Source organism: Alcaligenes sp. YSL9, from assembly GCF_030515105.1.
Lineage (GTDB): Bacteria > Pseudomonadota > Gammaproteobacteria > Burkholderiales > Burkholderiaceae_B > Alcaligenes > Alcaligenes phenolicus.
The window spans coordinates 666719-688591 of record NZ_JALXJU010000001.1; the positions used below are offsets into that span (position 1 = coordinate 666719).

Annotated in this window: 14 protein-coding genes and 1 pseudogene; all 15 read left to right on the plus strand. The window is 55.4% G+C overall.

From position 1 onward, the window contains the following. Window positions 1-7: 7 nt before the first annotated feature. Window positions 8-142: pseudogene (locus tag M2Q46_RS18745) on the plus strand (hypothetical protein); the annotation flags it as partial. 340 nt (window positions 143-482) lie between these two features. Further along, entirely contained in the window at window positions 483-1946 is a 1464-nt protein-coding gene (locus tag M2Q46_RS03150; protein WP_302356775.1) for a hypothetical protein, read from the plus strand. Then, the gene (locus M2Q46_RS03155; RefSeq protein WP_302356776.1) at window positions 1898-3640 is read left to right on the plus strand and encodes an Ig-like domain-containing protein; all 1743 of its coding nucleotides are present in this window, start codon (window positions 1898-1900) and stop codon (window positions 3638-3640) included. Before M2Q46_RS03150 ends, M2Q46_RS03155 begins: the two co-directional genes overlap by 49 nt. A 151-nt stretch (window positions 3641-3791) precedes the next feature. Then, entirely contained in the window at window positions 3792-5981 is a 2190-nt protein-coding gene (locus M2Q46_RS03160) for a type I secretion system permease/ATPase (protein ID WP_302356777.1), read from the plus strand. After that, window positions 5971-7230, plus strand: a complete 1260-nt coding sequence (locus tag M2Q46_RS03165) for an HlyD family type I secretion periplasmic adaptor subunit (RefSeq protein WP_137430468.1) — start codon at window positions 5971-5973, stop codon at window positions 7228-7230. The genes M2Q46_RS03160 and M2Q46_RS03165 overlap by 11 nt, the downstream gene beginning before the upstream one ends. A 119-nt stretch (window positions 7231-7349) precedes the next feature. Beyond that, on the plus strand, window positions 7350-9059 hold the full coding sequence (locus M2Q46_RS03170; RefSeq protein WP_302356778.1) for a Mur ligase: 1710 nt from the start codon (window positions 7350-7352) through the stop codon (window positions 9057-9059). A 2-nt stretch (window positions 9060-9061) separates the two neighbouring features. Next, window positions 9062-9949: a S9 family peptidase gene (locus tag M2Q46_RS03175; RefSeq protein WP_137430466.1), complete on the plus strand. Its 888-nt coding sequence runs from the start codon at window positions 9062-9064 to the stop codon at window positions 9947-9949. Next, window positions 9946-11769 carry a hypothetical protein gene (locus M2Q46_RS03180; protein WP_203144715.1) on the plus strand — a complete coding sequence of 608 codons (1824 nt, stop codon included), beginning with the start codon at window positions 9946-9948 and terminating at the stop codon, window positions 11767-11769. Before M2Q46_RS03175 ends, M2Q46_RS03180 begins: the two co-directional genes overlap by 4 nt. Continuing rightward, window positions 11766-14837 (plus strand): CapA family protein, encoded by a 3072-nt coding sequence (locus M2Q46_RS03185; RefSeq protein ID WP_302356779.1) that lies wholly within the window; start codon window positions 11766-11768, stop codon window positions 14835-14837. The genes M2Q46_RS03180 and M2Q46_RS03185 overlap by 4 nt, the downstream gene beginning before the upstream one ends. 86 nt (window positions 14838-14923) lie before the next feature. Continuing rightward, a complete protein-coding gene (locus tag M2Q46_RS03190) occupies window positions 14924-16966 on the plus strand; it encodes a Mur ligase family protein (protein ID WP_302356780.1) in 2043 nt (680 codons plus the stop codon). A 4-nt stretch (window positions 16967-16970) separates the two neighbouring features. After that, window positions 16971-17867: a D-alanine--D-alanine ligase gene (locus M2Q46_RS03195; protein ID WP_302356781.1), complete on the plus strand. Its 897-nt coding sequence runs from the start codon at window positions 16971-16973 to the stop codon at window positions 17865-17867. Window positions 17868-17990: 123 nt separating this feature from the next. Then, window positions 17991-18155: a hypothetical protein gene (locus M2Q46_RS03200; RefSeq protein ID WP_226349638.1), complete on the plus strand. Its 165-nt coding sequence runs from the start codon at window positions 17991-17993 to the stop codon at window positions 18153-18155. 326 nt (window positions 18156-18481) lie between these two features. Then, the gene (locus tag M2Q46_RS03205; protein ID WP_009454338.1) at window positions 18482-19327 is read left to right on the plus strand and encodes a MurR/RpiR family transcriptional regulator; all 846 of its coding nucleotides are present in this window, start codon (window positions 18482-18484) and stop codon (window positions 19325-19327) included. A 21-nt stretch (window positions 19328-19348) separates the two neighbouring features. Beyond that, on the plus strand, window positions 19349-20596 hold the full coding sequence (locus tag M2Q46_RS03210) for a diaminopropionate ammonia-lyase (RefSeq protein WP_083053577.1): 1248 nt from the start codon (window positions 19349-19351) through the stop codon (window positions 20594-20596). Further along, window positions 20593-21837 (plus strand): Zn-dependent hydrolase, encoded by a 1245-nt coding sequence (locus M2Q46_RS03215; RefSeq protein ID WP_302356782.1) that lies wholly within the window; start codon window positions 20593-20595, stop codon window positions 21835-21837. The genes M2Q46_RS03210 and M2Q46_RS03215 overlap by 4 nt, the downstream gene beginning before the upstream one ends. Window positions 21838-21873 lie beyond the last annotated feature (36 nt).

Genomic DNA, 21873 nt, shown 5'->3' on the forward strand with positions numbered 1-21873 from the left:
CATGAAAATGATCCTAGCAGAACGATCGGGAGCGGGAAAGCCAGTACTGGAGACGCAATTAGCGGATCAAGTGCTGGCCACCCCTCATCTCGTCAAATTGAACGCGAGTCCTGGCGATATTGTCAGTATTACCCGCCAAGGAAATAACCTTGTCCTGGTGATGGCCAATGGTCAACAGGTCACCTTGAAAGGTTTCTTCAACGAAAACCCAGACGGCGAACATAGCGAGCTGGTTCTGGAAGATTCAGCCTGCCAACTGTGGTGGCTCAACAGCAGCGGAGAGCTGGTAGAAATCTCCGCCCAGGATGCCGTATTTGCAAATACGGCTCCTGTTGTTTCCGAAACTGTGTGCGCTGCTGCCGCTGGCACTAGCACACCTCCACCGTGGGTCCTTGGCCTGCTGCTGGCTGGCTTGACAGGCGTTGCAATGGCATCCAGCCATTCCTCCGGTGGCTCGGGCGGTAAGGGGCCCGTAGATCCTGATGATGGCGACGGTGATGCAGACGCAGACGCCGATGCTGACGCAGACGCTGATGCGGATGCCGACGCTGATGCCGATGCTGACGCAGATGCAGATGCAGATGCAGATGCAGATGCTGACGCAGATGCAGATGCAGATGCTGACGCTGATGCAGATGCAGATGCTGACGCAGACGCAGACGCTGATGCGGATGCCGACGCTGACGCTGACGCTGATGCTGATGCCGATGCCGATGCTGATGCCGATGCTGACGCCGACGCTGATGCTGACGCTGACGCTGACGCTGACGCGGATGCCGATGCTGATGCGGACGCCGACGCGGATGCCGATGCTGATGCTGATGCGGATGCCGATGCTGATGCCGACGCGGATGCTGATGCCGACGCCGACGCGGATGCCGATGCTGACGCAGATGCCGATGCTGACGCAGATGCTGACGCAGATGCTGACGCAGATGCTGACGCAGATGCTGACGCAGATGCTGACGCAGATGCTGACGCAGATGCTGACGCAGATGCAGACGCAGATGCAGACGCCGATGCTGACGCAGATGCTGACGCAGATGCAGACGCCGATGCTGACGCAGATGCTGACGCCGATGCAGACGCAGACGCAGACGCTGACGCTGACGCGGATGCCGATGCTGATGCGGACGCCGACGCGGATGCCGATGCTGATGCTGACGCGGATGCTGACGCCGATGCCGACGCAGATGCAGACGCTGATGCCGACGCTGATGCCGACGCGGATGCTGACGCAGACGCTGATGCGGATGCCGACGCTGACGCGGATGCCGATGCCGATGCCGATGCTGATGCGGACGCCGACGCGGATGCCGATGCTGACGCGGACGCTGACGCTGACGCCGATGCCGATGCTGATGCCGACGCCGACGCCGACGCCGACGCCGACGCCGACGCCGACGCTGATGCTGACGCTGATGCTGACGCTGACGCTGACGCGGACGCTGATGCCGATGCTGATGCCGATGCTGATGCGGATGCCGATGCTGATGCTGATGCTGACGCCGACGCTGATGCCGATGCCGATGCTGACGCTGACGCGGATGCCGATGCCGATGCGGATGCTGATGCCGACGCTGACGCCGATGCCGATGCCGATGCCGACGCTGACGCTGACGCTGACGCCGATGCCGATGCAGACGCAGATGCTGACGCTGATGCCGATGCCGATGCAGATGCTGATGCCGATGCCGACGCGGATGCAGATGCAGACGCAGATGCTGATGCGGATGCGGATGCGGACGCCGATGCTGACGCCGATGCGGACGCCGACGCTGACGCCGATGCCGACGTCTCCGACGACTACTTCACGGCTAAGCTGGATATCGAACCTACCGAACTGGACACTAAGGTTCAGTCCGACAGCCGTCTGTCGATTATCGACATTGGTGGTTTGTGGGATGCCTTCTTTGATGGTGCTCCGCGCTTCAGCTTCACAGTAGGAGAGGGTGAGACTGCTACCAGCGAAATCAGCGTTTCTTCGGGTTCTGCGATTAGTGTGCTCGATAACGTCAAGGTTCAGCTGCGTGTCAAGGATGAGAACGGCGACTGGAAGGTGCTTGAGGAGTCGGGATCCGGAGGCTTGATCGACATCATTGGTATCTTCGGTGGCAAGGCCAAGTTCACCATCAATGACTTGCCTCCAGGCGAGTACCAGGTGATCGCGGCTGTGCGTGGCCTGAGCGTGTTGAGCACCACCAAGGTGGAAGGCTCGACAACGTTCTACGACCACACTGAGGCTGGCTCTTACACGTCCACTCCGGTAAGCGGCAATGTGCTCGATAACGACGCTGCTGGCGAAGGCGCCAAAGTGACCCATATCAATGGGGAACAAGTAGGTGCCAACAGTACGACGACGTTTGAAGGGGAGTACGGCACACTGACCATCGGTGCAGATGGCGAGTTTACTTACACGCCAAACAACACCGACGGCTCCGGTATTGGCCAGGTGGAAACCTTCGAGTACACGATCAAGGCCGCTGACGGTTCCATCAGCACCGCCAAGATCCACGTCCGTATCGACAGTGATGGCCAAGGCCTGATCTGGCCCGAAGATCCGTCCCAGCCAGCTGAAGTTGACTTGGTTGCCAACAGCAACACGGGCGAAGCTGTTATCGACAGTGACTACCGTGTGACCCAAGGTGGACCTAGCCAGAAAGCTCCTAGCCAAGATATTGGCGGAATTTTTGCTGGAGCGGTTACCAAGACCACATCGGTCAGCTTTACGGTTGATCCAAACAGCAAGGCTAACGTCAAGATCACGGCCTCTTCACCTGACGAGCTTCTCGTTACCGATAGCTTGAAGGTGACGGTGACCGGTCCTGGTGGATATTCCAAGACGTACACCGGGTCGGGCGGTCTGCTCAGCAACCTGAGTGTTCAGGAAATGCTGCAAGGGCTTGAGGCTGGAAACTACACCGTTACGGCAACGTATCAGCGTAGTGGTACAGGCACGGGCGGCAAGCTGGAGTTGGGTTACGAGACTCAGTCGGTCACGCATCTGGATGAATATGTCATCAAGAACATTCACGGCGCCAGCGGTAATGTTCTGGCTGACGATCATCTGGCCTCGACCTACACCAAGTTCCTGATCAAGGATGCCAACGGCAACTTTGTGGAAGTTATCAATGGAACCACGGTGGAAGGTCAGCATGGCACGCTGACGATCAACACCAACGGCAGCTACTCCTACCAGCCTAAACCTGGTCTGGAAGAGACTGGTAATGAGGATGTCTTTGAGTACCGTCTGGAGCATCCAAACGGCACTACGGCTGATGCCACCCTGACGGTGGGTGTTGAGCACGGTGACGGTCCTTATGTTCCTGAAGCGTCCGCCTTCAGCGCTGACTTTGACGAGGTGGGGGCAGATGAATCCGCCTTGTCCTTGGACAACGTTGAAGACCATACGCCAGAGACAACAGAAGAGCCTGCGGTTCTTGAAGAGAGCATTGAGCTTCAGGGTACCGAGGAAACGGACGTTGATCTGGGCGCATTGGAGGATGAACAGGAGCAGTCTGGCCAAGCCGCTGGCGAGCCAACCTCGTTTGAAGGTATCAGCGAAGAAGACGTGCTGGTACCGGAAGTCGAAGTTGACCCCGTCATTGACGAGCTGGATGAGCACAGCCTTGTAGGCTAATTCATCTCCGGGAGCACTGGGCTGTAAAGCCCAGTGCTTTTCTGTCTTCGCTGCCTTTGTAGCGATTGCCTATTTGCAGACCTCTTGTCACTGCCCTGTAGGCAGGTCAATGACAAGACGTTTGATCGTTGTATTTCACAAGGATGAATGCATGCCATTGCAGGAAGCCGTATCTGTTGACGCAGCCCTCGAGGCCAGGCCCCAGGATTTGTACAAACCCTGGATTGAAGCTGTTTTGTCCATTGCCAGACATTACCGCCTGGATGTCTCGCCCCAGAATCTGGAATTGACGGCCAACTGGTTGAAAGGAAAAGACATTGCTTACGTCCTGCGCCGTCTGGCAAAAGAAGCCGGCCTCTATGTAAAGCCGGTTACCTTAAGCGAGGGGGACTTGAATATCTGGCGCCTGCCTTTGCTGGTACAGCTGGAGAATGGCCAGGTCGGGGTGGTTGAACAGATCAATGAAGGCGGTTTGCTGGGTATCCGTTATAGCGGCGATGAAGGTTTGCTTAGCGAAGTGGCGGTTGCGGATCTGCTGAGCAATGTCCGGGCGGCGTTTGTGATGCGGCCCATTCATGCCGTGGCCGATGCCCGCGTGGATGATTACGTCAAACCTTTTGAAAAGCATTGGCTCAAGCAAATTGTCTTTAGTGAGTGGCGCCCGTATTCCCATTTGTTTGTGGCGTCTTTTCTGATCAATGTGTTGGGCTTGTCGGGGATTTTATTTACCCGGCAGGTCTATGACCGGGTGATTCCGGCCGAGTCCTATCCCACCTTGTATGTGCTGTTCAGCGGGGTGATGGTGGCCCTGGTCTTCGCTTTCATCTTCAGAATTGCCCGCAGCAAGGTTATTAACATGCTGGGCAAGCGAGCTGATTTACGAGTATCCGACCGGGTCTATGGCCGGGTGTTACGCATTCGCAATAGTGACAGGCCACAGTCCACGGGGAGTCTGATTGCCCAGGTTCGAGAGCTGGACAGCATCCGTGAAATGCTGACTTCTGCCACGATAACTTCCTTGGTGGATATTCCGTTCTTTGTGTTGTTCTGCGTCGTGTTCTGGTATCTGGCCGGCAGCCTGGTGTGGGTGCCTTTGATCGCCGTGGTCTTGATGGTTACTCCCAGCCTGCTGGCCCAGCCACGTTTGCGACAGTACGCCAGCCAGTCTGCTCGCGAGGCCAGCTTACGCAATGCCATTTTGGTGGAAGCGGTACAAGGCTATGAGGACATCAAAACCACGCAGTCGGAGCTGCGCTTTCAGAATCAGTGGAATAACTTCAACGCTGCCAGCGCGGATGTAGCCTTGAAGCTGCGTTCGTTAAACAGCTGGCTGAGCAGTTGGACCAGCACTGTGCAAGGTTCGGTGTTTGCTTTGATCGTGATGTTTGGCGCCTTCAAGGTCATTGACGGTGAACTCAGCACAGGCTCTGTCATTGCCGCTTCTATTTTGGGCACGCGTATGTTGGCTCCGATGGCCAAGTTGACAGCGGTTCTATCGCGCTGGCAGCAGACCAAAGTAGCCATTGGGGCGATCGACAAATTAATGGCCTTGCCTACTGATGATGACAGCGCAGAAGAAGGGCGCATTCATGTTGCCAATGTTCGTGGCAACTATGTGTTCAAGGATTGCCAGGTCAGCTACCGCGCCGACAATCCCACTGTGGCTTTGTCCATCAAAGATCTGCAGATTCGGGCGGGTGAAAAAATTGGCATTTTGGGACGTAACGGGGCGGGTAAATCGACCTTGCTGCAAGTGTTATCCGGTCTGCTGATCCCTTCTGAAGGCACCGCCACGATAGAGGGCGTCAGTCTGGCGCATATCGATACGGCAGATTTGCGGCGTGATATGGGCTTGCTCAGTCAGAGCGCATCGTTGTTCTACGGAACCATACGCGACAACATTACCTTGGGTGCGCCGCTGGCCAGCGATCAGGACATCCTGAAAGCTCTGACCATGACCGGTGCCATCGAGTTCATTCAACGTTTGCCTACCGGCCTTGATCATGTCTTGACCGAGGGTGGGAAAGGCCTGTCGGGCGGACAACGTCAGGCCTTGCTCCTGTCGCGCCTGATTCTGGCCAATCCGGATGTGGTGTTGCTGGACGAGCCTACTTCGGCCATGGATGACGCCAGCGAGCGGCACTTTATTCGCCACCTTCATCACTGGGCACAGGACAAGACCCTGGTTATGGCCACGCACAAGCTGCGCATGCTGGAGCTGGTGGACCGGATTCTGGTGGTCAGCAATGGCAAGATCGTGATGGATGACAAGAAACAAGTCGTGCTGGACAAGCTGGCTCAAGGCGCAAAGAAAAAGCAGGAGCCCGCCAATGACAACTAAGAACTCAAAAAATCCCAAAAGCTCGGATAAGTCGGATCAAAGTCTGGACGCGGTTTTGCTCTTTGACCCCAATCGGGATCAGCACCAGTATCAGGATGATGTAAGCGAAGCGCAGATTGTGCGCTCCAACCGCATTATCTGGTTCTTTGGTTTGCTTCTGGTGGTGTTGATTGTCTGGGCCTACTTTGCGGAATTGACAGAAGTTTCCTCTGGAACCGGCAAGATCATTCCCAATTCGCGTGAGCAAGTTATCCAGTCCCTGGAGGGTGGGATTATTTCCCATCTCTATGTGCGCGAGGGCGACATTGTGGAGCCGCAGCAGATCCTGGCGCAGTTGGATCTGACTAAAACAGAAGCGAACGTTGGTGAAAGTGCGGCCAAACACAGGGCGGCAGTAGCCAGCGTGGCACGACTGGAAGCCGAAGTGAACGGCACCAAGCTGAGCTTTCCGGAGTCCTTGAACGAGTTCCCCTCGTTGATTCAGGCCGAAACGCGCTTGTACAACACGCGCCAGGCTGGCTTGAATGAATCCATATCAGGCTTGAGGCAGTCCTTGGGCATTGTCAGCGAAGAATTGCGCTTGACCCAGTCGCTTGCTAAAGCCGGGGCTGCCAGCCATGTGGACGTACTCAAGCTGCAACGTCAGGTGTCGGAAATTCGTTTGAAGGTTACCGAGCGGCAGGCCGAATACATGGTGAAAGCGCGCGAAGAGTTGGCGCGTGCCAAGGCCGAGGCGGACTCTTTGGAAGAGGTCATCCGTGGACGCTCGGATTCGCTGTCCCGCCTGACTTTGCGCTCGCCCGTACGCGGTGTGGTGAAAGACATTGAAGTGACGACGCAAGGTGGGGTGATTCCACCCAATGGCCGCCTGATGGTGATTGTGCCTATGGAAGATCAGTTGCTGGTGGAAGCACGTATCTCGCCGCGTGACATTGCCTTTATCCGGCCCGGTCTGGAGGCCAAGGTCAAAGTCACAGCCTATGACTACTCCATTTATGGCGCCTTGAATGGCGAGGTGGTGACTGTGTCACCCGACACGATTCAGGACGAAATCAAACCCGAAGTTTTTTATTACCGCGCTTTTATCCGTACTACTGACGATGCTTTGGTGAACGAGGAGAGCGGCATTCGTTACCCCATTGTGCCGGGGATGATTGCCACGGTAGATATCAAAACGGGGGAGAAAACGGTTTTTGATTATTTGATGAAGCCGATTACTCGGGCGCAAGAAGCCATGCGGGAGCGCTGATATGAAGGAAGCCTGGAATAGATGCGTGCCTTCAGCCCTTAGCTTGGCAGCAGAGTGCGGCTGGCATTTTCACCATTTCAGTGCTGCGATTTCTCGCTTATCACGGACGAGTTTTAACAATGATGAAATATGACATGGATGTGCAGGACAACGCGGTAGCGGGTGCCGATTTGATCGCTTTTGAAACTCGGCTGGCAAGTCTAAAAGCGGCCCTGACGGGTAAGTTCAGCCTATTGGATGCGCCCTTTCCGGCTGTCACCCTGGTTTTTGCTGTATCTGATGGTACCGCTAGAGCCGTTACGGCGCAGGGAAGCGGCGCGGATTTGGATGCTGCCTGGGATCTTGCGACAGCGACGTTGAAAAAGATCATGGCTCGGCGCAAGCTGCGTGGACGCTTCCTGCGTGTTGATTGGGTCGAAAAAGCTGAAACATGGACTTGGGATCTGTTACGTAAGCGCTTGCGCGAGGTGAAGAGGAACTATTGCCGCAAGGGAATTGCGCTGGATCGTAGTTTTAGTCGGCTTTTCCTTGAGATGGAGATAAATGCTCAGGCCATGCTCTATGGCGGCAATCAGGTCAGTCATTGTGTTCTGAACGAAAATAACTTTCAGCTAGCCGCCCAGCAGAAATATGGTGTTGGCACCACCGTTGATTTCCAGGGAGATGGTGAAGTCTATATTCTGGAGACTGCGGGTCTGTTCTGCGGGGAAGATGGGATTGTCCATGAGCTCTATGGCAATGGTCGCAATGCAGGTCGTCGCAAGATCGAATCGCTTGATGATGAAACCCTGGCCGATATCATCAGGAATTCGTCAGATTTTCTCGCGCGTCAGGTCGATAAGGAGGGGCGCTTCGTCTATGGCTACCATCCTTGTTTTAACCGCCAAATCCCAGCCTACAACGCGTTGCGCCATGCCAGCACGACCTATTCGATGTTGGAGGCCTGGGAAAAGACGCGGCAGCCAGAGTTGCTAGCGGCGATTGAACGCGCACTTGATTATCTGACCACCCAGTTCATCCAAGACTGCGACGACAAGGCTTTTGTGGTCGATACCGGCAATGAGATCAAGCTGGGGGCCAATGCCACTGCCATCCTGGCAATGACGAAATACAGCGCCGTGCTTGGCTCGGACCGCTTTACTGCGTTGATGGAAAAGCTGGCTCTGGGAATCTTGCATATGCAGGCGCAGGACGGCTCGTTCACACATGTACTGACATGGCCCAGCCTTGAGGTGAAAGAGAAGTTTCGCATTGTTTATTACGAGGGAGAGGCTGCCTTTGCCCTGATGCGGCTTTACAGCTTGACGAAAGACGAGCGGTGGATCGGCGCGGTGGAGAGGGCATTTGGCCACTTCATCGAAAAGGACTACTGGAAACATCACGACCACTGGCTCAGTTATTGCACTAACGAGCTGACGCTCTACCGACCCGAGTTACGCTACTTCCGCTTCGGGATCCAGAATTTCGAGGGTTATCTCGACTTTGTCCTACAAAGGATTACGACGTTTCCGACCTTGCTGGAACTGATGATGGCTGGGCGCAAGATGCTTGACCGTCTGAAGGCTATGCCCAATGGAGCAGATATTCTGGCTGGGCTGGATGAGGCGCGGTTTGACCAGGCGTTGCACTTCCGTGCCGCTTATCTGCTGAACGGGCACTTCTGGCCTGAGTACGCGATGTTTTTCCGCAATCCAGACCAGATACTTGGTTCTTTTTTCATCCGCCATCATGCGTTCAGGGTGCGGATTGATGACGTGGAGCACTATCTTTCGGGGCTGGTGGCTTATGCAGGTTTGTTGGAGGCCAGGGCTTCGGGAGACGCAGTCTGATCATGAAACGCCTGATCATTTCTATTGCCCTGTTATTGCTTTCAGCGGCCCACGCCTGGGCAGAGCAGGCTTTGTCCTGGGGCGGGCAGCCCTCAAAAGATATTTGCGATTTATCTGCAGGCGGAGTCTGGACGGAATATGCGGGTGGTGTCGCGTGCCTGCGCTATTTCGTGGGGGGAGAGATCGACGGTGCTCCAGTGGTCATTGTTGTCTTGCGCGGTGATCGTGATACTTGGCTGAAGCGCGATCCGCAGGATATTCCCCAAAACACGGCCAGCGCTCAGACAGCGCTGGCGCGCTCGCTCTCTGAGGAGATGGGTTTTCCAGTTGTTGTGATCTCGCGTCCGGGGACATATGGTGCTAGCGGAGATCACCGCCGTCGGCGACAGGCCGAAGAATTTCTCGCGATTGACGGTGCGTTGGACAATATCCGGGCCGATCATCGGATAGGGCGCTTCGTGCTCTTGGGACATAGTGGGGGGGCAACGGCAGGTGCTGCGTTGCTGACGATGGGGCGCGACGATATTGCATGCGCAGTGCTGACTTCAGGGGCTTTCGGTCTGCTGGAACGCGCTGAGGTCTTGCGCCAGGCCGCCGGCAGGCCATCGCGTCCAGGGGCGGATACGACTGGATTGTCCGCCCCCTATGATCCGCTGGATCACCTGGACGGAGTGGTCGCAGATCAAACACGTCGTATTGTCATATTGGGCAACTCGCATGACCGGGTGACGCCTTTCTATCTGCAGAAACGTTTCTATGAGGGGCTACGGGCTGGGGGACACCGGGTGGAGTTGCGCGAGGTAGATGCCAGCGCTCCCGCTTATCACAATCTGACGGGCAAAGCGGGGCCGCGTGCGGCAGAGGAGTGTGCACGAGAGGTCACTCCGTGATTGCGGCACTGACCCAAAGGGCGAAGAGCCAGGTGTTGGCGGTGTGGCCGCCTTCTGTTTTGCACTGGCTATTTCGAATTGGACGGGTTGTACAGGCCGAACTGGCCTGGCCTTTGCCGGTTTACATCTTACTTTTCATCCTGTCAAAAATTACCCTGCTGCTTGCGCTGCTTTTGCCATGGAATATTCTCGCTACGCTCAGCCTGGGCCAGAGTTCCTTGCGACTTGAAATGATCTTCGGTCAGCTCGCTTCGGGTGTCGTTGTGGCAATTCTCATGGCGCTGGTTTTGGTCTGCTTTGGTGTGCATCTGGCCGCCGAGGCGCTAGGGGCAGAGATGTGTGAACGGGCCTCCGCGACCATTCTTGATCGGCATAGCAAGCTTGGCTTGTCCGAATCACTGCGTAGCAACGCAGCCAGTGATTATCGTCGGATACTCAGGCTGTTTGCCATGCTCGCCTACAGCACCATCGCAGTGGTTCTGATCGGGATCGGCTATCCAACCTTACTCATTATTTTGGTTGGCTATGTCATTCTGGGAGCCTTGGTGGTGGCTATGTTGCCGCCAGCATCCCCGCAGGGAGTTTCGTCAGAACTGCGGGGCAGGGCTTGGTGGGGGACAGGTTTCATTTGTCTGGTTGGCTGGGTCATCCATGACGCTTGGCGCGGCACTATGCCATCTTTTTGGTCCGTGTTCTTTTCGCTGCTACTCGCCCGCCAAACATTAATTTTCTTGATGATGTCTGCGTCTACTCTTGGTGTCTTATGGCGCCGTCGAGAGCGTGTCGAGGCCCTATTTGTGGCGGACCGTCCTTTCATGACACAGAGCCGTCAGGAGGCCGGGCTTACCGAATTGTTGACAGAGGATCGTCGAGATGCCTGGCTGTCGCCTTTACTTGCAGAAATGAGCCCGGAGCGTCTGTCACTTGATTTGGCGGCAACGCAATGGACTGAGCAGGGCAGGGTCGCCTACCTTGTCGCGCGTCCTGAAAATTCCGGTGATGACCATAGTCTGATGATCCGTCTTTTCCATCGCTCGGTGGTTGGGATGGGACACCATGAGGCTGAACTTCTGGCGCATGGTACCCAGAATTGGCCGGCTCCGACGTTAATTGGAAAGCGTGATGTCGCCGGTAATCTCGCACTGATATTTCGCTGTTGGGGGGAGTGCGAGTGGGCTCCTCCAATGATGAATCGCAACGACACGCTGGCTTTGCGTGGGCAAATTCTGGGATGTGAGGTCCCTGACGATCTTGCCATGCGCTATTTGAGATCCCGGTCGCGTCTTCCGGATAGGGCCACTGCGATTAACTGGCCGATGTTTTCGGGGATGGCGAGAACGGCCAGCGAGGTCGCTGATTGCACCAGGTTAGAGGCTGCTTGGCCGCAGTTGATGCAATGGTTGCGGCATCGGCCCTCGCAGATCGTACTGCCAAAGATGGCGGCGCGCCGTATGGCGCGTGGTTCTAACGGGGGACGGCTGATCTGCAACTGGACGCTCTGGCAATGGGAGCCTCTTGGATTTGACTGGCCATGGTGTGAGCGCCCGGAACAGGATTTGCGGCAATGTCTTGATGTGGCAGCGCAATTGCGTCCATCGTTAGCAGATTGCCTGGTCGAGGATGTTTTGCTGGTTGCAGTTGTGGCCAGCTTCACAGATCGCAGTGACATGGGCGCTTTCAGTGCAATGCTCGATATGCTTCTACCGCTTGTAAATGCGGTTGAGCGCTGTGGACTGCTGTATGTCGATGCTCGCGAACATGCGGGCGATGCTTACGCGCATGGGCCAACTAGGCCTCTAGCGCAGGAGGAAGGTAAGTGAAAAAAGCGCGTATGAGTAATAACAACAAATCTGAACGGACCGTTACGATTGCCTGGGGGGGGGATGTGAATATCGGTCGGCGGTTTCATTATCGGTTTGGGGCCGCCAATGCTCGGAATGCTCTCTCCCGAATTAAACCGTTGGTAGAAGCTGATCTCGGCATTGTGAATCTTGAATGTGTTGTCGCCACCAGCGGCACGGAATGTGTCGACAAGGGAGAGAGGTCTTCCTATTATTTCCGTGCTCGCCCCGAGATGATCGACACACTGATCCGTGGTGGCGTCGATATCGTAGCGACAGCCAACAATCACAGTGGTGATTACGGCCCTGACGCATTGGTAGAGCAAGGTGAGTGGCTTGATGCTGCCGGTATTGGTCACGCAGGGTCGGGGCGCACACGGGAAGAAGCGTTTCGACCCGTTTTCCGTCGCGCAGGGGGGCTGGATGTCGCTTTTTTCGCGCTGGATGCGACACAGAAAAGTTTTGCGGCGGGCGAGGATACGCCCGGCACCGCATGGCTCGACCCGAAGCGACCACAGGAGTGGACGGAAATCATGGCTCCGCTGATTATCGAGGCCCGGAAAAGGGCCGACATTGTCCTGGTTGCGATGCATTGGGGCGCGAACAACCTCCATCAGCCCGACACCGCCGAGATTGCAGGTGGACATGCCCTGATTGACGCTGGCGCAGATGCGGTGCTTGGCGCGTCGGCGCATCTGTTGCAGGGAATCGAGATCTATAAGAATCGTCCGATCCTACATGATGCCGGGGATTTACTCTTTGATGCGCTGACGCGACCCGACAAGGACAGTGGCATTTTTACGCTGGAAATGGACCATCGAGGCGTGACGGGAGTGCGCTTCCTGCCGCTCGAGGTAGGATTTTGCCGTACATTGCCGTTGGCGCCAGAGGCGGCGGCCGAGGCGCTGAGCAAGTTTTCAAAGAAATGCCTTGCGCTAGGCACAAAGTGTGAAAGCACACGAGAGGGAGAGGCTTATGTAATGCTTTCTCCTCCCAGGCGCGCGCGTCTCCCCGCTCGCCCGGCCCCTACATTGCCGACTGCAGGACCAATTTCGGCGCTTCGCAAAGCGCGCCCAGAATGGTTGGCCGACGAGGTGCCGGCGGATGCCCGTCTGGTAGAGCCGTTACGCATCGGACCGATGGAGCTTTTGGGCCTGCGCGTTTCACCTGAGCATCTGAATCGCATCGGGCTGATCTCTGTGGAATCCTGGTGGCGTGTCCCTGATGCCGTCGATTGCGACTGGCGCATCGACTTTCGTGCAGAGCCAGCCAAGCCCGGACCGGTCGGGGCCTGGGGGCTTGGGTGCTCGCATGATCCTTGTGATTGGATGTGGCCTGTCAGCCGTTGGGAGCCGGGCCAGATCTATCGTGATTTCTACACATTGCGGCCCTCCGCGGTCCGTAATTGGCTTGATGAGACGTTGACACTTTCGCTGGGGCTGGTGAGCTATCTCGGGAAAACTGAACGCATCCAATTGCCACACCAGGTGCGGTTCGAATTATCGCCCAAGGCAGGTTTTGCTGTGCTTCGTGCCTACCCTGCTCAATATGAAGTCCCCGCGCTTGAGACGATCAGCCCTACACCGGAAATTCTCTGGACGGCAGATCAAATTGAAGAAGTGACGGGGGGCACATGGCTGGTGCGCCCACCCGAAGGCTGGTTTGTGCGCTCGGTGACGCATAAGTCTCGTCAACTCGGGAACGAGGGTATAAAAGCGCCGACACTTCTTGCAGTTATTGATCAGCGCATGGCAATGCGGCATGAATTGTCGGATTTCACTGCTGGGAAATACTGGGATATCCGGGATCGCTTGCCGATGTTGCAACACAAGCTTGCCGGCGCGATGGTGGCACGTCCCGTCGAAGGACTGAAGCCGGATTTTCCTTTGCTACAGGTCTCGGATCCTCTCCATGCACTGATCCAGCTTGGAGCTGTCGCGCGAAACCGGATGAAGGGACATGTCGTCGCGATAACAGGCAGTGCGGGAAAGACTTCGCAAAGTCTGATGCTCTCAGCGGCGATGGGCAAGGATCGCAAGGTGATCTCTAACTCCGTGCTGAACTACAATTCGCGCGTCGGTATCCTTCATTTGCTGGCGAATACACCGGCCTCTACGGATGTGGTCGTGGTCGAAGCAGCCGTCACCGCCATCAATGCACCGAAATTCCAGAATATTCGTCTTGTGCGCCCTGATATCGGGATCGTGACCAATATCGCACCTTCGCATATAAGTGGACCGGGATTGGGGCTGGATACGGTTGCGCGGCGAAAGGCGAATATTGTCGAGGGTATCAATCCGGGCGGGACCTTGCTGCTTAACCGGGAAATAGAGTTCTACGATATTTTCCAGCAACGAGCAGCTCAGCGTGGCGTACATGTCATGACCTTTGGTCAGTCCGAAGATACGGATCTGCGCCTCCACCACTACGATCAGACCAGTGGCCGCGTTGAGGCAGCGCTACCGGATGGCAGACAGTTGGCCTACCACCTTGCCGCGCCAGGCTTGCACATGGCGATGAACAGCCTTGCCGCAATCGGGGTGCGGTTATTACTGGGTGGTGATTTGGACATCTTCCTTGAGGGGCTGACAGCGTTTCAGCCTGCCGCGGGGCGTGGAGCGGTATCTCAGGTCGAATTCGAGGGGCGAAACCTCACGGTTGTTGACGAGTCCTACAACGCAAATCCGGTTTCGATGAAGGCTGCCATTTCAACATTCGGCAAAATGAAAGTCGAGGGCCGTCGCATCCTCATCCTTGGAGATATGGCCGAACTGGGGGCGGACGCCGCGCGTTACCACCGGGAACTGACACCACATATCCAGGGAATACAGGCTGATGCGATCTTTCTATGCGGAAGTTTGATGGCAGAGCTGCAGGATGAACTCAACGCCCATGGAGATACTCCTTTAAACACGCATTACAAGAGCGTTGCAGACCTGATTCCTGATCTTGCAGAAAAGCTGAAATCTGGCGATTCAATTTTGCTAAAGGCATCAAATTCAGTCGGGATGGATAAAGTTTTTAGACATCTTTCAAGTTTGAAGTAGTGGGCGTTTAGCCACTCTTTTGGCCCGTCATAGGACGGGAGATTGCATTAACCGCAAAGAGCCTGCAGAGATTAAGGATTTTAAAAATGCCGGGATATTATATTGAGCGCGTGTGGGATGGGGAGGCGCGGCGCTCTAAGAATGATCTATACCGCATCCAGCCAGGGGCGTTTGTTCAATTCATTCTGAAACTGGAAGCCACGATGTCCGGTCGTGGCCAGGAGGTTTATCGTGATAGCGGTCGCTTGAACCGGCTGAACCTATCGGATATTCCTTATGATGGCAGCCAGACGGTGTCAATGATCAGTGAACAGATTCCGGGAGGTAGCCGCAGAAGTGCAGCTGTGGTTCTTGCAAGTATCTTGCATGGCGGTAGCTCGCATGCTGTCAAGCATATCAATGCGTCTCTTGTGAAAATGGGGCTGGGTAATACCAATCTGCGCAATGTGCGAGGGTTGGACGATATTGATCAGTTCACCTGCCTGCGCGACATTGTGCAATATTTTTCGTTTCAGCTGAAAAATGGGTCTCAGGAGACACAAGACTGTGTCCGATCCATGCTATGCGAAGACCTCAATCTCGGAGGATCTCACCGAGTTTGGCTGGCTTTGAAAGGTCAAGGGCGGCACGAATCACTAGTGGCTCATTATGGCTTCGAAAAAGAGAAGCACAAGGAGGTGTTTGCCCGTGTTCGATCTGGGCAAACCAGTGGCCTGGTTGATGTCAACCTTCTTGATATGCAAGGGTTTATCTCCACCAGTGGCGGCAATTTGATTGGTTTTGCCACTGGCAGCGATTTTGGGGGCGTGACGTACCACCCCGACCGTTTGCGCAGGAACTCGGTTGCTGTCATAGCCGAAGGTGTTGGCTATGGCCTTGATCGTTCCCAGAGATTGGAATTTCAAAGATCGGCCAGCCTTACCATTGGGATCGGAAGCGACCCTGTATCGCCTGCAATTCCTCATTTGCAGGTGAAAAATGTCACGCAGACTTTGCGGCGTGTTGCTCGGGTAGCCCGAGATAGGTTCTCGGGAAAAGTTTTCTGTGTAACTGGAAGCGCAGGAAAAAGCACCACGTCTTCACTGATTGCAAAGGTTCTCGACGGTGTTCCTGACGCTGGAAGAACGCATATGACATTCAACAACGGGAATCTTCTATTGGGGACATTAGAAACCATGATGACCGTGCCAGCCGATGCGAAGAATATCGTTGCAGAAATAGCAGCAGGGCGAGTTAAAGAGTGCAGCGATATATGCCGACCCGATGTTGCCGTGGTCACCAACGTGTCAAATGCCCACCGGAAGGCCTATAAGTCTCTTGAGGACATTGCGCGGGAGAAGGCTGGCGTATTCTCTGGCTTGAAAACGGGGGGTGCTGCAGTGATTTGCCGAGACAGCGATTGCTATGAAATATTTCATGACGAGGCTAGAAAATTCACCTCGAAGATAATCAGCTATGGCACTCACCAGGATAGTGACTGGCGCATGCTTCATTACGATTCACAGAATGGTGCTCTGAGAATATCTGTGGCTGGTGCCGAAATTGACATTAAGTTTCCTGCCGTTGGAGAGCATATTGCCGTCAATGCGGTCGGAGCAATGGCGGCGGTTTCCCATCTGTACCGTGACTGGAAGCTAGCAATCTCTGACCTGGCTGGCTGGTCTCTTCTTGATGGCCGAGGCAGGGCGCACGATATCACTCTGTCCGATAAACGGACTATTCGCCTTATTGATGAGTCTTTCAATGCGGCGCCGGGGGCGGTCATCGCTGTTCTTAAAACGCTGAATGAGCGCCCAGCCGTAGGCAGACAGATTGTCGTGCTCGGTGACATGCTTGAACTGGGAGATGCCAGCACCGATTGTCATATGGAGGTGCTCTCATTTTTGAATCGTTCCAACATAGATATGGCGTATTTTGTTGGGGATGAGTACCGAAAAGCACTTCAGCTACAAGGCTTGGAAAAGCCTCACATCTGCCATGAAGAGGCAAATGGAGTCCTCTCGGATTTGCTTGCGTATGTACGTCAGGGAGACGAGGTGACTGTCAAGGGAGCGCATGCAACGGAAGTCCATTCGATTGTGCGTGAAATCCGCAATCTTTCAGTGCCCAATATTCACTTAGGAAGTTAAAAAAATGGATTCCGTCGTTGCAGTCTTGATGGGGGGCAATTCCTCCGAACGTTCAGTGAGTATCGCATCAGGTAAGGCATGTGCCGAGGGCCTTTCTGCAGCTGGTTATCGTGTGGCACAGTTGGAGGTCTATGACAACGTAGCCGAAAAGCTGCTGCAAGTACGCCCAAGCGTCGTGTTCAATTCACTGCATGGAACCGGTGGGGAAGATGGAATTGTTCAAGGGCTTCTGGAAAGCCTTGGCATTCCCTATACGCATTCAGGCGTAATGGCATCGGCGTTGGCAATGCACAAAGTTAACGCGAAGCATGTGGCTGCCGCTCACGGCATTCCTGTCGCGGACGCAATAGAGGTTACCGCGTCAGAGGCGGCAGCGGCGCATGTGATGCAGCCACCTTACGTTCTGAAGCCTGTTTCTGATGGGTCGTCTTGTGGTGTACAGATTATTCGCGCAGGTGATGCTCCGCCGGTTCTACAGAGCGAAACAGCGTCTTTGATGGTCGAGCGGTATGTCGCCGGTCGTGAATTGACGTGTGCGGTCATGGGCGGCGAGGCGCTTGGCATCACACAGATTGTGGTGGAGGGTGGGGCTTGGTACGACTTTACTGCCAAATACGCGGTTGGAGGCTCAACACATATATGCCCAGCGGTGCTGCCGTTGGACGTTGAAGAAAAGATTCGGCGCTATTCGGAGACAGCACATCGTGCTATTGGCTGTCGCGGCGTGACGCGATCGGACTTTCGCTACGATCCTGTGACGGGCGAGCTTATCTGGCTCGAAATTAATACCCAGCCAGGCATGACGCCAACGTCATTGTTGCCGGAAATTGCGGCTCACCAAGGTATTTCTTTCCAGGATCTGGTTTCATGGATTGTCCAAGACGCCTCTCTTAATCGTTAGCTTATGGTTGCCTTTGCCATTAGGGCGATGCGTGATAAGCCAGCCACTGCTCGCCGGGTTGGTTTATGGTCAGCGGGGGCAGGGTGGCCATCAGCAACATCGCCTGCCGTGATGCGACAGGCCTTGCAAGAGGCATCCGCGTATCGACGTGAGCTGTTGGCGCTTGATGTTGAGGATGCCATGCTGGCTTGCCAGATTTATGCGCTCTGGTCCCGAAGTGTGGCCAAGAATCTATCCATGGCCGATATTCTGATTGCGCGTTGTTTGTCTTTGTTGCCAGCGCAATAGGCCGACTTGACGGGGTTTTTCTGGCTTCTGCAAGCGGCCTTGGTTCTGAAATTTGTCTTACCAAAGCCCATGATGAAATTTAAATTTCATCATGGGCTTTATGCTTTCATTGCCAGGAAACAGAAATTTTTCCCAATAAGGGTTTATCCCTTATTTTTCTCTGTGGGCCTTGTTTGAAGCCACTCTTGGTGGACGTGAGATCATCATCTTCTTTCTTTTTTTCTGCTCCCAAGGGTAAATACGGAGCCAAATCATTACATCCATAATTGAAATTAAAATTTTATTAAGTATTATATGAAAAACAAATTTCAATTTTAGGTTGTGTCATGGTCATCAAAGATTCGATCCTGGATATTCTCGATGTCCTGCCCAGCGCGGAGCGGCGGTTGGCCGATGTGGTCCTGTCTCATATGGGGCAGCTGGCTACTTACTCCGCCCAGGAACTGGCCGAGAAAGCAGGTGTATCGGCGGCTACCGCGGTGCGCTTTTTCCGGCGTCTGGGTTTTAACGGCTTTAACGAATTCCGGGTCACGGCCCGCGAGCAAATGGGTGACGGCGCTCCCTTCAAGCGTCTGCACTCCATGTCCAGCAGCGGTATTCAGGCCGATATGACGCCGTTTATCAATGCAGACGTACAGAACATTTCCACCACCTTCCAGAACATTACTGAACAGCATCTGGACAACTTCACCCAAGCCGCCCTGAAAGCACGACGCATCTGGGTGTTTGGTTTCCGCAATGGCCAGATCCTGGCGTGCTACGCCCACTCTTTACTGCAGCAGTTGCGCCCGGATGTGCATCTGGCGGTGGGCACGGTGGCCCATCTGACCGAGCAACTGGCCGATGTGGAAGCAGGGGATCTGGCCCTGGTGATGGATTTTCGTCGTCGCTCGGTGCTCCTGCCTTCCTTGGTGGAGCATCTGCGGGGCGAGTCGGTACAGATGGCTTTTTTGACGGACGGTCTGGAAAGCTCCTTGCTGCGTTCGCAAGACATTGCTTTCACGGTGGCGACGCGTGGGGAGTACTTGTTTGACTCGCATACCGGCACGCTTAGCCTGATCAATTATCTGGTTAGTCGGGTAGCGCTACAGGCCGAGACGCAGGTGGCGCGCAAGTTGCAGAAGATTGAATCCATCCATCGCAGTTTTCAGGACTTGAAGTCCAATAATTAAACCCATAAAAGTGGAGCAGACATGAACAAACATGCCGTTCGGGAGCAAGGCGCGGTGCAACTGTATCTGAACCCTCGTTGCGTTCAGGACAGCCAGGAATATGACGCCTCCTTGCAATCGATTTTGTCGGTAGCCGCCTTCGAGCAGGCTCAGGCCAGCATTGTGCAGTGGCCCGGTTACGCGCCTACTCCTTTGCGTCATTTGCCCGGTCTGGCCGCGCAGATGAAGGTGGGTGGGGTGTATTACAAGGATGAGGCCGGTCGTTTTGGTTTGGGCAGCTTCAAGGCTTTGGGCGGTGCTTATGCCGTCAACCGTTTGCTGTTGCGTCAGTTGCAAGCTCATACCGGCAATGCCAGCCTGACGCTGGATGATCTGAAGAGTCCTGCCTACAAGGACTTTATTGCTGGTTTGACCGTGACCTGCGCGACCGATGGCAATCATGGCCGCTCGGTGGCTTGGGGGGCGAAGAATGCCGGTTGTCAGTGCGTGATCTATATCCATGAGCATGTCAGTACTGGTCGTGAGCAGGCCATTGCCTCTTACGGGGCAAAGGTAGTACGCGTGCCCGGCAATTACGATGATTCGGTGCGCCAGGCTGCTGAAGATGCCAAAGAGCATGGCTATTTTGTGGTGTCCGATACGTCCTACCCGGGCTATATGGATGTGCCCAAGGATGTGATGCAGGGCTACACCGTGATGGTGCAGGAAGCGTTGGATCAGATTGCTTCGGGCAAGCCGGTGACTCACGTCTTTATTCAGGGTGGTGTGGGTGGTTTGGCGGCAGCCGTATGCGCCCATATGTGGGAGCGTCTGGGTGCGCAGCGCCCTCGCTTGATTGTGGTGGAACCCAACAAGGCCGATTGCCTGTTCCAAAGTGCTGTTCAAGGTAAGCCCGTCACGGTCACCGGTGATTTGAATACGGTGATGGCCGGTCTGGCTTGCGGCGAAATCTCCTTGCTGGCCTGGGAAATTCTGGATCCTGGCACCTATGCCTATATGACGCTGGAAGACGATGCCGCCTTGCAAACCATGCGCCGTCTGGCCCGTGCCGATAAAGGTGATGCGCCGATTGTGGCGGGTGAGTCTGCCGTGGCCGGTGTGGCGGCTTGCATGGCAGCGTGCGAGCAAGCGGACTGGCGTCAGGCATTGGGTATTGATGAAAACAGCCAAATCCTATTTTTTGCCAGCGAAGGCGATACCGATGCAGAGCTGTATCAGCGCATTGTCGGTATGAGCGCCAAAGAAGTGCTGGCTCAGGAGCCGGTATGAACAGCCCAGCCAGCACTTGTTTAGCCATTAATGGCGAACGCCTGCTGCAGCGTATTGCGCAGTTGGCGCAGATTGGTGCAATCGACGGGGGCGGCGTCTGCCGCCTGGCCCTGACGGATGAGGACAAGGCGGGCCGCGATCAGGTGGTCAGCTGGATGCGTGATCTGGGCATGAGTGTGGAGATTGATCAGATCGGCAACATTATCGGGACACGCGCTGGCCGTCTGGATGTGGCGCCGGTCATGACGGGTTCGCACATCGATACCGTGCGAACTGGCGGGCGCTACGACGGCAATCTGGGCGTGCTGGCTGGACTGGAAGTGGTGGCCAGCTTGAATGATGCCGATGTGCAACTGGATCGTCCCTTGCAAGTGGTGGCCTTTACCAATGAAGAGGGAGCGCGCTTTGCGCCGGACATGATGGGCAGTCTGGTGTTTCAAGGTGGCTTGTCCTTGCAAGAGGCGCTGGACACCGTGGGCATTGATGGCACGACCGTGCGCGAGAATCTGGAGCGTATTGGCTACGCCGGTTCTGTACCTTGCGGTCAACCCCATGTGCATGCCTATATGGAACTGCATATTGAGCAAGGTCCGGTTCTGGAACACGAAAGCATTGATATTGGTGCCGTGACTGGCGTGCAAGGGATTTGCTGGCTGGAGTTCGAGGTGCAAGGTGTCTCCAACCATGCTGGCACCACGCCCATGCATTTGCGACATGACGCCGGTGTCGTGGCGCAACAAATTGGCAGTTTTGTACGCCAGTTGACTGAGCGTTACGGCCCGCCGCAACTGGGCACAGTAGGGCGCTGCGAGCTGTTTCCGAATCTGGTCAATGTGATCCCCAGCAAAGCCGTGTTCACCGTGGATTTGCGCAATGTGGACAAGGCCAGCCTGGATCAGGCTGAGCAGGAAGTGCTGGATTTTGCCCGACAGGCGGCCGAGTGTGAGGGTGTGCAGATCAAGCATCGCCATTTGGCCCGCTTTGATCCGGTGCAGTTTGATGAACGCTTGATTAGCAAGGTCGAGCAACACGCCAAGGATCTGGGCTGCTCGGTCAAGCGCATGCCCAGCGGTGCCGGGCACGATGCGCAGATGCTGGCTCGCTCCTGCCCCACAGGCATGATTTTTGTACCGAGTGTACGTGGTTTGAGCCACAACCCGGCAGAGTTTACCCACGATAAAGACCTGATAGCGGGATGTTCGATTCTGCTATCGACCTTGGTGGAGCTGGCCCGTGAATAAGCAGTAAATCCCTGATGACGGGACCGCCGCCACAAG

What these genes read in the sequence shown, in the direction of transcription:
- M2Q46_RS03150 (WP_302356775.1), top strand. Translation starts at nt 483, where the DNA reads ATGATGGCGACGGTGATGCAGACGCAGACGCCGATGCTGACGCAGACG.
- M2Q46_RS03160 (WP_302356777.1), top strand. Translation starts at nt 3,792, where the DNA reads ATGCCATTGCAGGAAGCCGTATCTGTTGACGCAGCCCTCGAGGCCAGG.
- M2Q46_RS03165 (WP_137430468.1), top strand. Translation starts at nt 5,971, where the DNA reads ATGACAACTAAGAACTCAAAAAATCCCAAAAGCTCGGATAAGTCGGAT.
- M2Q46_RS03170 (WP_302356778.1), top strand. Translation starts at nt 7,350, where the DNA reads ATGATGAAATATGACATGGATGTGCAGGACAACGCGGTAGCGGGTGCC.
- M2Q46_RS03175 (WP_137430466.1), top strand. Translation starts at nt 9,062, where the DNA reads ATGAAACGCCTGATCATTTCTATTGCCCTGTTATTGCTTTCAGCGGCC.
- M2Q46_RS03190 (WP_302356780.1), top strand. Translation starts at nt 14,924, where the DNA reads ATGCCGGGATATTATATTGAGCGCGTGTGGGATGGGGAGGCGCGGCGC.
- M2Q46_RS03195 (WP_302356781.1), top strand. Translation starts at nt 16,971, where the DNA reads ATGGATTCCGTCGTTGCAGTCTTGATGGGGGGCAATTCCTCCGAACGT.
- M2Q46_RS03205 (WP_009454338.1), top strand. Translation starts at nt 18,482, where the DNA reads ATGGTCATCAAAGATTCGATCCTGGATATTCTCGATGTCCTGCCCAGC.
- M2Q46_RS03210 (WP_083053577.1), top strand. Translation starts at nt 19,349, where the DNA reads ATGAACAAACATGCCGTTCGGGAGCAAGGCGCGGTGCAACTGTATCTG.
- M2Q46_RS03215 (WP_302356782.1), top strand. Translation starts at nt 20,593, where the DNA reads ATGAACAGCCCAGCCAGCACTTGTTTAGCCATTAATGGCGAACGCCTG.